Raw genomic sequence first — 13,353 nt, 5'->3', positions numbered from 1 at the left:
TAGTCTTTTATTTACCCAGGTATTCAGTTAGCCCAGTATGTCACAACCTCTTTTGCCTTTCCGTGCCATTAAACAACTCCCGGATGCCCTTGCCAATCAAATTGCTGCTGGTGAAGTGGTCGAGAGACCTGTGTCGGTGGTTAAGGAGTTGTTGGAAAACGCGCTTGATTCGGGCGCGACCGAAATAATCATAGCGGTTGAAGAGGGTGGCGAAAAATCGATTCAAGTCACCGATAATGGTCAAGGTATTGTTAAGGATCAACTGCCTCTTGCGGTTAGTCGGCATGCTACGAGCAAAATTGAAAACTATGAAGACTTGGCCGCAGTGGCAAGCTTGGGTTTTCGTGGTGAAGCCTTAGCAAGTATCAGCTCGGTTTCACGGTTCGAGATAGTGAGCCGCCAAGCAGACTCTGATTGTGCTTGGCGTATTAAAGCCGATGGGGGCGGTCTTTGGTCAGAGCCGGAACCCATTGCGGCGAAATCAGGAACACGCGTGCTGGTGCAGGATTTATTTTACAATACACCTGCAAGAAAAAAATTTTTACGTTCTGCCAGAACCGAGTTTACTCATATTGATGAGTTGGTTAAGCGCGCGATGTTAAGTCGAATGGATGTGGGTATTAAGCTCCTTCATAACCACAAACTAGTGCGCCAAGTCGATCAGGCAAGTTCTCGTTCAGAACAATTAAAGAGATTAACACGCTTAATGGGTGAGAGTTTTGTTGAGCAAAGCTTGCATATTGAGTTCCAATCCACAAACATTCGGTTAGAGGGATGGGTTGGGCTGCCAACCTTTAATCGTGCGCAAAACGACATGCAGTATATTTTTGTTAATGGGCGCATTGTTCGGGATCGCTTGTTGTTTCACGCTCTTAAACAGGCTTATGCAGATGTCTTGTATCATGGGCGTCATCCAGCTTATGTGTTGTTTTTAACCCTACCTTTTGACCAGGTGGATGTCAATGTGCATCCTTCAAAGTATGAGGTGCGCTTTGCTGAAAGTCGTGGAGTTTATGATTTTATCCGTCGCTCAGTGCGTGATGTGGTTCGCCAGCCAATGATCCACGCAGAATCGACACCTTCAGCACAAGCCCCACAGCCCATGGACACCACAAATTATCTATCTAATCCTATTAAGGATTCAAAATATCCAACGGGTTATGTTCATAGTTTGCAATTTCAACAGCCTATTCAACTCGAAACGCCGAAAGCAATGGAATCTGATCCCACAGGCTATATATCAGAACAAACATTAACCTCTAAAAATCTAGCTTCTAACACTGAAGTTCCCCCTCTTGGCTTCGCTAAAATGCAGTTACATGGCATTTATATTTTGGCTGAGAATCAGCAGGGTTTGATTTTAGTGGATATGCACGCAGCACATGAACGAATTGTGTATGAGCGCATGAAGCTTCAATGGCAAACACAGCGTTTGATTTCTCAGCCACTGTTGGTTCCTATTTCTATAACGCTTGATTTAACCGCAATCAAGATCTGGGAAGATAACCAGACCTGGTGGTCAACGCTTGGGTTTGAGCTAGAGGCCTTAGGCCCACAACAATTGAGAGTGAATGCGGTGCCGAGCCTATTAGCTAAGGCAGATATTGCACAGCTTGTTCAGGATGTGTTGTCGGATTGGATGCATACAGAACAATCCGAACGTATTGAACAGCGAATTAATCAACTCTTATCAACCATGGCCTGTCACGGTTCGGTGCGTGCGCATCGTCAGCTTACGCTTAACGAGATGAATGCCTTGTTACGAGATATGGAGCAAACCCCCTCTTCGTCACAGTGCAATCATGGTCGTCCAACCTGGATTCAGCTTAGTATGAAGCAGTTGGACAGTCTTTTTATGCGGGGCCAATAATAATGCACGATATTAATAGACTTATTGAAGCACAAACCGTTGTAGCGATTATGGGGCCGACCGCCAGCGGTAAAACAGCCTTAGCTTTGGCGTTAGCAGACTCCTACCCAGTAGAGATAATCAGTGTTGATTCAGCTTTGATTTATAGAGAGATGGATATAGGTACGGCTAAGCCGAGTGCACAGGAGTTGGTGCATGCACCTCATCACCTGATTGATATCCTCGATCCCTCTCAGCGTTATTCGGCTGCAGACTTTGTAAAAGACTGTAAGTCCTTGGTGAATCAAATTCATCAGCGTGAACGCATTCCGCTGTTGGTGGGCGGTACAATGATGTACTTTCATGCTTTGCAGCAGGGGCTGGCAGATTTGCCGAGTGCCGATGTTCAGATCCGAAATGAGTTAACAAAAGCCTATCAGTGTGATCCACAAGCCTTACACAAGCAATTGTTTGAGGTCGATCCTGAAGCGGCTGCACGTATTCACGCCAATGATCCGCAAAGACTGATTCGGGCGTTGGAAATCTTTAGGCTGACAGGGCAAAGTTTGAGTTCGTTGCAAGCTCAGCAATCAGCGGTAGATTGGCCGGTAAACTTGATCAAAGTTGGTTTAATTCCGCAAGACCGCGCTCAACTCCATCAGCGAATTGAATTTAGATTAAAGAAGATGTTTGAAGAAGGCTTTGTTGATGAGGTCGCGTTGCTCTATGCACGTGGAGATTTACAAGCTGATTTGCCGTCTATTCGTTGCGTCGGTTATCGTCAAGTATGGGATTACTTGGCTGGGCAGTACGATCTTCAAACCGCATATGAAAAATCCCTAGTCGCCACTCGGCAACTGGCAAAACGACAGTTAACTTGGCTTAGAAAAGAGCAGGGGTTGTTGGAGATTGACTCGATCACCTCAACACTTGAGCAGCAGTTGAACAAGCTAGAAGCTAATTTGCAGCTAACTAAAAAATATTAAGCATCCAGTCATGGGCTATGTTATGCTTTTTTAACGATCAGGGTTTGCCCCGCAATTATTGATAAAAATACCATTAAAATAATAAGGAAAGTAAAATGGAAAAGGCCAAGCCAACCAAGGCGCTACCAATTCAAGACCCCTATCTAAATGCACTGCGTAAGGAGCGCATTAACGTCTCTATTTATCTTGTGAATGGCGTCAAGCTTCAAGGCCGTGTTGATTCTTTTGATCAATTCGTGGTTTTGTTGCGTAGTAATGTGACCCAGATGGTTTATAAGCATGCGATTTCAACCATCGTCCCTATGCGTGATCCCAAAGCATTTGAATTCGGAGCCGCAGAAACAGACAAAGCAGCTGAAGATAACTAACCTAAAAGCGAAATTATGGAATTATTTGGTCGCATAGAGCGTAAGGCTCTCGATACAGCAGTGTTGGTGCATGTAGATTTTGATGATGAAGCAAATCGTGAAGACCTAAATGAATTTCATGAGTTAGTTGATTCTGCCGGTGCTCAAATTGTGGCTTTGATTACAACCAAACGCAGCAGTCCCGATGCAAAGTTTTTTGTCGGTTCGGGTAAGGCGCAAGAAATTGCCGATGCGGTTAAGCTGTATGAAGCTGATGTTGTCATTGTTAACCATGCCTTATCGCCAGGCCAAGAACGAAACTTGGAAAGATTGGTGCAGTGCAGGGTTATCGATCGAGTGGGTTTGATTCTTGATATTTTCGCTCAGCGGGCGCGATCACATGAAGGTAAGTTACAGGTAGAGCTGGCTCAGCTTCGTCATATGTCAACGCGTTTAGTTAGAGGTTGGACGCATCTTGAGCGTCAAAAAGGGGGAATTGGTTTAAGAGGCCCAGGCGAAACCCAGCTTGAAACTGACCGAAGATTACTCCAAGATCGAATTAAGCAGTTATTAAAACGTATTGACAAAGTTCGGCAACAACGCGCACTTGGGCGTCGCAGTCGCAAGAAGTCGGATGTGCCGACTGTGACGATTGTTGGTTACACCAACGCCGGTAAATCCACTCTTTTTAACCAGCTTACAACCGCAGAAGTCTATGCAGAAGATCGGCTGTTTGCTACCTTGGATGCCACCCTGCGAAGTATCCATTTACCTGGTGCGGGTAAGGTCATCTTAGCCGATACTGTTGGGTTCATTCGTCACATTCCGCATGATCTGGTAGCGGCTTTTCGCTCCACTCTTGAAGAAACCAGTGAGGCAAATCTTTTAATTCATCTTGTTGATGCCAATGATCCGTTACGAGAAGAAAAAATTATCGAAGTTCAAAAGGTTATTGCTGAGGTAGGGGCGCAGGAGGTTCCTCAATTATTGGTTTTTAATAAAATTGACCAGCTTGATCCGGCTGTTGATCCTAAAATAGATTGTGATGAGCATGGAGTTCCGCAGCGAGTTTGGGTTTCAGCCAAACTCAACCTAGGTATGGAACTTTTGCAAGATGCTTTGGCTTCCTTTTTCAAAGGGCAGTTTGTTAAAGTTAGAGTAGGTTTACCTGCGGCTTCAGGGCAACAACGTGCTAAACTCTACCAGCTTGGCAAAGTAGATCGCGAAACATGCGATGATCAGGGTCAAATTTACATTAATATGACGCTAACACAACAGCAATGGCAACAAGTTCAGCTTTGGCCTGACTTGTTATGTTTGGAGAGAGCGTAGTATTTCAGTTTTTTCACTTAACTGCACAATTTGTTTGCAGTTAAACTTCTAATCAACCTATAAAATAGGTTAATAGGGATGACAATTTTTGTTTAAGCCCCTAAAATAGTTCGACCTTATTATTTGGAGATAAATATGGCTTGGAATGAACCGGGAAAACCTGGGCAAGACCCTTGGGGTAGCAACTCGGGCGGTAACTCAGGGCGCAATGATGGCCCAAGTGCCCCTAAAGGCCCTAAAAAACGCAATGACCAGGATTTAGATGAGTTGCTGAAAAAAGCTCAAGAAATGTTTGGCGGAGCAGGCAATAAGTTTAATGGTGGTATCGGTAATAAAGGCATAGGTGCGATTTTTTTAATCGTTCTTGTTGTTTGGCTTTTGTCCGGTATCTATATTGTAGATACTGCAGAGAGAGGTGTGGTTACTCGTTTTGGCGCATTTGTTCAAGAGACCGGGCCGGGGCCGCATTGGCATATTCCTTATCCTATTGAATCCGTGCAAAAAGTGAATGTTGACCGTATTCGTACTGCTGAGATAGGGTATCGATCAGATGCTCAAAACCGGTCCGGTAGTGTGCTTGCAGAGTCTTTGATGTTAACGCGCGATGAAAATATTGTTGATATTCGTATTGCGGTTCAGTATCGTGTTAGTTCAGCGGCAGATTATTTATATAATGTTCGTGACCCTGATGCAACTCTCAGAATGGCTTCTGAAAGTGCAATTCGTGAAATTGTTGGCAAGAATACGATGGACTATGTTTTAACACAAGGGCGTAACGAAGTCGTAGCAATGGTCAGAGAGTTAACTCAACGTAATCTAGATGCCTATCAGGCTGGTTTGTTTATTACTACTGCCAACCTTCAAGATGCCCAGCCGCCTGAGCAGGTTCAAGCTGCATTTGCGGATGTGGTTAAAGCTCGTGAGGATAGAGAGCGTCTGATTAATGAAGCGGAAGCGTACGCTAACCGTATTTTACCTGAGGCACGTGGTCAAGCAGCCCGTATTGTTGAAGAAGCACGCGCTTACCGTGATCAAGTTGTTGCCCAGGCACAAGGTCAGGCCAGTCGCTTTACAAGCGTGGTTACCGAGTATCAGAATGCTCCAGAAATCATGCGTGAACGTTTGTACCTAGATGCTATGACTAATGTATTGTCAAATACCAGCAAGGTATTAATGGGTTCAGAGAATGCCAATAATCTTATGTATCTGCCGCTTGATAAAATGATGACGGGTGGTCAAGCCAGTGTGCCTTTTAATGCTAACCTAGGCCAAACTCCACAGCCATCAGCGACTGGATCAAGAGTCAATACTGGCTCAAGCTCAACGAGCGCTTCAAATACGGATGGGTCACCGACTAATATCCGCGACTACTTGAGAAATAGGGAGTTACGTTAATATGAAAGCGTTATTAGGTATTTTTATCGCTGCGGTATTGTTTATCGGCAGTAACTCATTGTTTGTGGTAAAAGAATCAGAAACCGGTGTGGTCTTTCGTTTAGGGGAAATTGTTAAGACAGATCTACAACCAGGCCTGCATGTCAAAACACCATTTATTAACAATGTCAGAATGTTTGATCAGCGTATTCAAACGATGGATGCAACCCCTGAACGCTACCTAACCGGTGAGTTAAAAAACTTGGAAGTTGACTCCTATGTAAAATGGCGAGTACGAAATGCCGAAAGGTTTTACACCTCGATGAGTGGGGATTACAACCTAGCTAACCAGCGTTTGTCTCAGATCATTAAGGACGGACTTCGCTCGCAGTTTGGTAGTCGTACCGTAGAAGATGTTATTTCGGGTGACCGTGTTGAAGTGGCACAAATCATTACTCGTCAAGCTGGGCGTGAAGCCGAGCAGTTTGGCATTGAAATTGTTGATGTTCGCTTAAAGCGTATTGATCTACCTCGTGATATCAGTGAATCGGTTTATCGTCGTATGGAAGCGGAGCGTCAACGTGTCGCTGCCGACTTACGTTCACTGGGTGCTGAGGCAGCAGAGCGTTTAAGGGCAGATGCCGACAGACAACGTACGGTCATTATTGCTAATGCCTTCCGTGAAGCTGAAGAAACACGAGGCCAAGGCGACGCACAAGCAGCAAGAGTTTTCGCTGACGCGTACGGCATTGATAAAGAGTTTTTCTCTTTTTATCAAAGTTTGAATGCATATCAGCAATCTTTTTCAAGCAAATCAGATATGATTATTCTTGATCCAAATACTGATTTCTTTAAACACTTTAACCCAAGATAATGGTTAGAAGGTGGGGCAACCCACCTTTTTTATGATGTATTTTGGTGGTGAAAAATGTTGGAAGCGGCTCTAATTACTGCGATAGCTCTGGTCTTTATTTTTGAAGGCCTTTTGCCGTTTCTGTTTCCAAAGTTTTGGCAGAGGATCATGTTACGTGCAGCCCAGTTGCCTGAAAATCATTTAAGGTTAACAGGTTTGGGCAGTGTGTTAATTGGTCTGATAATCCTCTGGTTGTGGGCTTAGTCCATGACCCTTTGACAAAAAGATAAATGTAATGCAACAAGACATATGGTTCACACCTGAAGGTATTGAAGACCTTCTTCCGCAGCAAGCCGAAAAGCTTGAGTACTATCGTCAAGGTTTACTTAACGAGTTGAAATTATCGGGTTATTTGCAAGTTTTGCCTCCGATTGCCGAATTTACCGATTCATTGCTAACCGGTACAGGTCGCAAGTTGGCATTAGATACTTGTCGATTTACTGACTATGAAACCGGTCGTATGATGGGGGTACGCGCTGATATGACGCCTCAAGTGGCGCGTATTGTGAGTAATCGCATCAAACCTGCTGGATTATTGCGTCTTTGTTATGTGGGTGAAGTGTTAAAATCACGCAATAATAAGGCTAAAGGCTCTCGCAGTCCGATTCAGCTTGGTGCTGAATTATTTGGTCATAAGGGTGTGGAAAGCGATATAGAAATTATCGATCTGATGCTCGGTTGTGCACGTTATTTGGCCTTACCAAATTTGAAAATTAGTCTTGGTCATGTTGGTATTGTTCAAGAGCTGATGGCGCAAGCTGCCTTTGATCAAGCACAGCAAGATGATTTGGTCGATATTCTTAAGCGTAAGGCGATGCCTGAGTACCAGGCCTGGTTAAGTCGTCAGGTTGGATTATCTGAAAAATTATACACTGCGTTTTCAATACTGCCTGAGTTGTGCGGTGATGCCGAAAAGGTCATCGACCTGGCTAAGCAGGCCTTGTCAGGTGTGACGGCTGAAATAGATAGTGCGCTAGCTGATGTAGAAACGCTTGTTCAATATCTTATTCACACCCAACAGTTAGCTTCTCACTTAGACCTGAGTGATCTACGAGGATTTCAATATCATACCGGTGTGATTTTTGCCTGTTACAGCGTTGGTGAAACGCCTGTGTTGTTAGCTAAGGGCGGGCGTTATGACGAAGTGTGCGCTGCGTTTGGTGAGGCGCATCCAGCGACAGGTTTTAGTCTTGATTTACGTAATCTTCTTGATCATTTACCTGAACGCGCATCGACATTGACTTGTGTCTATGCCCCGATTAGTCAAAATCCGGCTTTGTATGCAAAAATTACTTCCTTGCGTACCGATGGTATCCAGGTTGTTCGTTGTTATGGTAGTGAGGATATACCTCCAGGATCGGCTAAATTAGTCGAGCAGAATGGCGACTGGATCATACAAACTAACTAAGTCTAAAAAGAAGAAAATTATGTCTAAACGTAATCTTGTAGTGATTGGCTCTCAATGGGGTGATGAGGGTAAGGGTAAAATTGTTGATTTATTGACGGATCGTGTTGCTGCGGTGGTTCGCTTTCAAGGCGGACATAATGCAGGCCATACCCTAGTGATTGATGGTAAGAAAACCGTTCTTCATTTAATCCCGTCAGGAATACTCAGAGAAGAGGTTGAGTGTTTCATCGGTAATGGTGTGGTGCTGGCTCCTGATGCCTTACAAAAAGAAGTGGATCAACTTGAAGCGAATGGCGTTAGTGTTAAATCTCGACTTAAGATTAGTGAGGCCTGTCCATTAATATTGGATTATCACGTTGCCTTGGATCAAGCAAGAGAAATTGCCCGTGGTAACAAAGCGATAGGTACAACCGGAAGAGGCATTGGTCCTGCTTATGAAGATAAGGTGGCGCGTCGTGGACTTCGTGCTGGTGACCTTAAAAACCTTGAACAGTTTAAGAAAAAACTTGCCGAAACGCTAGACTATCACAATTACTTTTTGACTCAATACTATAAGGTTCAGCCTGTTGATTTCGAAACGCTTTGGCTGAAGTGCAAAAAGTATGCTGAACTTGTAGTACCTATGCTTGCAGACATACCCGCGTTGATTGATGGTTATAACCGTGAGGGTAAAAATCTTTTATTTGAAGGTGCCCAAGGCACATTGCTTGATATCGATCATGGTACCTATCCCTACGTGACTTCTTCAAATACTACAGCAGGAGGCGCGGCTTCCGGAGCGGGTATTGGTCCTTGCCACTTGGATTATGTTTTAGGGATTACCAAAGCCTATACTACTCGTGTTGGTGGTGGACCCTTCCCAACCGAGTTGATTTATAGTGTTGCTGAAGATGAAGGTGATGCGATAGGTAAAGAGCTTGGGCAACGTGGACATGAATTTGGTGCGACAACGGGGCGTCAACGCCGCTGTGGTTGGTTTGATGCAGTAGCAATGCGTCGTGCTGCGCAGATTAACAGTTTAACTGGGATGTGTCTAACTAAGCTTGACGTTATGGACGATCTTGCCGAGGTTCAGGTCTGTGTTGGTTATGAATACCAAGGCAAACGCATTGATTTACCGCCAGCGAGTGCGGATGAGTATGCGCTCTGTACGCCGATTTATGAGACCTTACCTGGTTGGCAGTCTTCAACGGTAGGTATTGACTCATGGGAAAAGTTACCTGTTCAAGCACGTGATTATATTCAGTATCTAGAGCAGCAAGTTGGTGTCCCGGTTGCTATTTTATCTACTGGGCCAGATCGTGCAGAAACCTTGATTTTGCATGATCCTTTTGCTTAGGTTGAACCGCTAATCGTAAAAATAAAAATGCGCCTTTAAGGCGCATTTTTTATGGTTTGGTTAAATCTGTAGAATCATAACTGCGATACTAAAATAGATCATGATACCGACAATGTCGGCCATGGATGTAATAAGGGGCGCACTGGCGGTTGCAGGGTCAATGTGGAGTTTGCTGAGTAAAAATGGTAGACTCATCCCCATTAAACTGCCGACCAAAACTACAGCAATCATCGAGAGACCAACCACCCAAGCTAAGTCCATTCCCCCACGCCAAAACCCTATCATCGCAATCGCCAGTGCCATCGTAATGCCCAATGCCGCTGCGACAGAAATTTCTTTAAACAAGAGTCTTCCCCAGTCTTTGAGTTCTACATCGCCGGTAGCGAGTGAGCGAACCATTAGTGTTGCGGCCTGTGAGCCGGCGTTCCCCGAACTACCAATAATTAGCGGAAGGAAGAATACCAGTGCGACGACCGCTTCAATCATATCTTCAAAATTTGCAATCGCCAGACCCGCAAAAATATTTACAAATACCAGCAAAAGCAGCCAGCCAACACGCTTACGGTAAAGCAGAACCGGGCTGGCCGTATTTAGGTTGAAGTTAATGACACCGACCGAGCCCATTTTATGGAAGTCTTCAGTGGTTTCGGCTTCTGCGATGTCTAGAACGTCATCAATTGTCACCACGCCGACAAGCACCTGGTCACCATCCACAACCGGCAGCGCGTTGAGATCGTAGTGCTGCATGGTCTCAACCGCTTTTTCTTGGTCTTCACGTGCGTGAATGTAAATCACGCGGTGATCCATTAAGTCAGAGATGGGGGTGTTTGGGTCAACGGCCAGTGCCAACTCACGAATATGAATAGAGTCGGCAAGCTTGTTATCTTCATCTAAAACAAATAAAGTGCTTAAGCGCCCGGTATCCTTGCGAATGGTGCGTAGGTAGGTAAGTGCCTGTTGAACGGTCCAGTTCTGCTTAATCGCAACATAGTCAGGCCGCATTAAACGACCCACACTTTCAGCCGGATAACCTAACAATAATTTAACTTCGAGTAATTTATCACGTGGCAAGCGTGCGGTAAGCTCTTGTACTATCTCCGCTGGGAGTTCGTCGAGGAAGGCGGCACGGTCGTCCGGTTCCATGTTTTTGACGAGATGAAGTGCATCTTCGTCACTCAGGTTGTTGATTAAATCTTCTTTGAGCTCATGGTTAAGATAGGCAAAGACTTCGGTGGCCGTTTTACGAGGTAGGGTGCGAAAGAATAAGGCCTTGGTTTGCTTAGGCATGCCTTCAAGAAGTTCCGCGGTGTCTTGGACTTCAATTTCGGCAATGCATTGACGAACTGCATCGAATTTGCGTTCCGCCAATAGCTTATTTAAATCGTTAAGTCGATCCAAGTAGAGGGACTGATTGTTATAGTCCGGATCATAATCCCAAGGGTAGGTCATAGGTGCCCTTTATAAAATTGAAATTTTTGATTTACGCTCAAAGTATAACAGACAACAATTTAGGGCACGCTAAAAATCGCTTCACAAACTATTCAGAGGTACTGGCAGACCAGAATACCTGGGTTGTAAAGGGGGAGCGGCGTAAGCGATCAACCACTTTTTCAAAGTCATCGCCATCAATCGACTGAGAAACCAGTTTGGCTTCAATTTCGACTTCATGTTCACCAAAGGCATTAATTTCGACATCCTGGAAGGGGTACTTGGCTTTTTCCAAAATAATTTCCATTAGTTCAAACGCTTCGTTTTGGTGTTCTTTTGGTGCAATTACCACCAATGTGCTGGTGACCTCGGTTTCAAGGGTATCCAAAGGTTGGCGGTTAATGTGGTTCACTATCGGGCGCATCACCGTATTGGCCGAAAGCACAAACAGTGCACCTAAGCAGGCTTCTAAAATTAAACCGGCTCCAGCGGCGGCACCGACCGCAGCTGAACCCCATAGCGTGGCTGCGGTGTTAATGCCACGAATATTGCCTTCTTCACGCATAATGACACCCGCACCCAAGAAGCCGATGCCGGACACCACATAAGCAATGACATGAACGGCTCCATGGTGGCCACCATAAATGCCGTGCAATCGTGCGGCCATATCGACAAACATCGCCGCCCCGACTGCGACTAGAATATTGGTGCGTAAGCCAGCAGTACGCTGGCGAACTTGGCGTTCATAGCCAATAATGCTACCCAGTGCAAACGCAACAGATAGATTTAGTAATGTGCTAACAAATAGCATTAAATCAAGGTATTCATAGGCTTTAATCATAGCGATACTCCTTATTATTATTATCATTTAAGAATATGACAGGCATTTGACAAAGGGGGCTTGATGAAAACACCAAGCCCCCTTTGTCAAATATTGACCACCAGGCCTGGTGGTCAATGGGGTTATAGGTTAAAAGTTATATATTAAACATCAGCAGGCATATCCAACATCATCACCGCAATCGAGAAAAAGATAATGACACCGACGCCATCGGCAATCGTAGTGATCAAAGGGACGGATGCCGCTGCCGGGTCGAGTTTAAAGCGTGATAGGATGAAGGGTAAACTCATGCCAATCACACTGCCCACAATGACGATCGCTACCATCGACATGGAGACCACCAAGGCAATCTCATAACCACCACGGAAAATACCGAGGGTGGCGACCGCCAAGCCAATAGTTACACCAAGCAATAGTGCAACACTAAACTCACGTCCCAGCATCGAGAACCAGTCTTTGAGAATTACATCACCGGTTGCCAGTGCGCGTACCATTAAGGTCGAAGACTGGGCGCCGGCATTACCGCCACTGTCAATGAGTAGCGGCAAGAAGAACACCAGGGCCACATAAGCTAAAATGGCATCTTCAAAGTGGGCAATGCCTGCACCGGAAAAGATATTGCCAAACACCAATAGTACCAGCCAAAATACGCGCTTACGATAAAGCAAGCTCACCGTGGCATCTTTCATCGAAATGTTTTTCAGTGCCATGGTGCCCCCACCCTTGTGGAAATCCTCGGTCGCTTCTTCTTCGCTCACATCCATCGCATCATCAACCGTGACAATGCCAATGAGTCTATTGCCACCGTTAATCACTGGAATAGCCAAAAGGTCATAACGGCTAATCAGGTTTGCTGTTTGTTCGCGAGGCCATTCAGCTTTAGCAAACACAATTTCAGTACGCATAATGCTATCAACGGTTTGATCCTCAGCGGCCATAATTAAATCACGTAATGATAGCGTTCCCTCTAGTTGGCGCTCTGAATTTGTTACATAAATGGTGTAAATTGTTTCCTTGTTTGGCGCTTGTAATCTAACTTTTTGAAGGGCTTCCCTAACGGTAATGCCTGATGATATGGATACATAATCACTGGTAGTCATCGCGCCAGTTGTGCCTTCTGCAAAAGAGGCCATTTTTAAAATATCATCACGCTCGCGTTGCGCCATGCCCTGCATCACTTTGATGCGATAGTTCTGTGGCATTCTGTTATATATATCAACCCGGTCATCCGATGGCATATGTGTAAGGAGTTCTGTGGCTTCCTCAAGTGTCATTGCCATAATTAGCTTATCTTGTAACTCGGTATTCAGGTGGCTAAATAACAAAGCCTTAGGTCCACTTGGCAGGCAGCGCAGTAGTTTTAACTGGAATGCTTGATCGGCCGTATCGAGTGCTTCAGCAAGGTCATTGCTTGGCGTATTTCTAACGAGTCTGAGGAGACCTTTTTGATTGTCTATCTTAAACAGGTCATTAATTTGGTACAAAAGTTCTTCGCGGATCATAATCTTCTCCAATAGCTTGGTTATTGTTGCCAAA

The 13,353-nt window shown here is 45.0% G+C and carries 12 protein-coding genes; 9 read left to right on the top strand and 3 right to left on the bottom strand.

Annotated features, from left to right (window positions below; genetic code table 11):
- Window positions 1-37: 37 nt before the first annotated feature.
- The 9 genes from mutL (at window position 38) to JX580_RS08215 (ending at window position 9,548) form a co-directional block, all read left to right on the top strand.
- Complete coding sequence (mutL, locus tag JX580_RS08255) at window positions 38-1,870, top strand: DNA mismatch repair endonuclease MutL (protein WP_248850071.1); 1,833 nt, start codon at window positions 38-40, stop codon at window positions 1,868-1,870.
- Between the two features lie 2 nt (window positions 1,871-1,872).
- Window positions 1,873-2,835, top strand: a complete 963-nt coding sequence (miaA, locus tag JX580_RS08250; protein ID WP_248850070.1) for a tRNA (adenosine(37)-N6)-dimethylallyltransferase MiaA — start codon at window positions 1,873-1,875, stop codon at window positions 2,833-2,835.
- A 95-nt stretch (window positions 2,836-2,930) separates the two neighbouring features.
- The gene (gene hfq / locus JX580_RS08245) at window positions 2,931-3,203 is read left to right on the top strand and encodes an RNA chaperone Hfq (RefSeq protein ID WP_248850069.1); all 273 of its coding nucleotides are present in this window, start codon (window positions 2,931-2,933) and stop codon (window positions 3,201-3,203) included.
- Window positions 3,204-3,218: 15 nt separating this feature from the next.
- The gene (gene hflX / locus JX580_RS08240; RefSeq protein ID WP_248850068.1) at window positions 3,219-4,514 is read left to right on the top strand and encodes a ribosome rescue GTPase HflX; all 1,296 of its coding nucleotides are present in this window, start codon (window positions 3,219-3,221) and stop codon (window positions 4,512-4,514) included.
- Between the two features lie 135 nt (window positions 4,515-4,649).
- Entirely contained in the window at window positions 4,650-5,909 is a 1,260-nt protein-coding gene (gene hflK / locus JX580_RS08235) for an FtsH protease activity modulator HflK (protein ID WP_248850067.1), read from the top strand.
- 1 nt (window position 5,910) lies between these two features.
- A complete protein-coding gene (hflC, locus tag JX580_RS08230; protein ID WP_248850066.1) occupies window positions 5,911-6,762 on the top strand; it encodes a protease modulator HflC in 852 nt (283 codons plus the stop codon).
- A 54-nt stretch (window positions 6,763-6,816) separates the two neighbouring features.
- Entirely contained in the window at window positions 6,817-7,005 is a 189-nt protein-coding gene (locus tag JX580_RS08225; RefSeq protein ID WP_248850065.1) for a DUF2065 domain-containing protein, read from the top strand.
- 31 nt (window positions 7,006-7,036) lie between these two features.
- Window positions 7,037-8,209: an ATP phosphoribosyltransferase regulatory subunit gene (locus JX580_RS08220; protein WP_248850064.1), complete on the top strand. Its 1,173-nt coding sequence runs from the start codon at window positions 7,037-7,039 to the stop codon at window positions 8,207-8,209.
- Between the two features lie 19 nt (window positions 8,210-8,228).
- On the top strand, window positions 8,229-9,548 hold the full coding sequence (locus JX580_RS08215; RefSeq protein ID WP_248850063.1) for an adenylosuccinate synthase: 1,320 nt from the start codon (window positions 8,229-8,231) through the stop codon (window positions 9,546-9,548).
- Between the two features lie 60 nt (window positions 9,549-9,608).
- On the opposite strand, the gene mgtE (JX580_RS08210) is transcribed toward JX580_RS08215, so the two are convergent.
- From mgtE (JX580_RS08210) to mgtE (JX580_RS08200), 3 genes are all read right to left on the bottom strand, one after another.
- Window positions 9,609-10,997, bottom strand: coding sequence for a magnesium transporter (gene mgtE, locus JX580_RS08210; RefSeq protein WP_248850062.1), 1,389 nt, complete (start codon window positions 10,995-10,997; stop codon window positions 9,609-9,611).
- 88 nt (window positions 10,998-11,085) lie between these two features.
- Window positions 11,086-11,817: an MgtC/SapB family protein gene (locus JX580_RS08205; protein ID WP_248850061.1), complete on the bottom strand. Its 732-nt coding sequence runs from the start codon at window positions 11,815-11,817 to the stop codon at window positions 11,086-11,088.
- A gap of 143 nt (window positions 11,818-11,960) precedes the next feature.
- On the bottom strand, window positions 11,961-13,319 hold the full coding sequence (gene mgtE, locus JX580_RS08200; protein ID WP_248850060.1) for a magnesium transporter: 1,359 nt from the start codon (window positions 13,317-13,319) through the stop codon (window positions 11,961-11,963).
- Window positions 13,320-13,353 lie beyond the last annotated feature (34 nt).

It is taken from the genome of Thiomicrospira microaerophila, assembly GCF_023278225.1.
GTDB lineage: Bacteria > Pseudomonadota > Gammaproteobacteria > Thiomicrospirales > Thiomicrospiraceae > Thiomicrospira > Thiomicrospira microaerophila_A.
The sequence above is the reverse complement of the archived record's forward strand: the minus strand, read 5'-3'. Positions and strand labels throughout refer to the sequence as shown.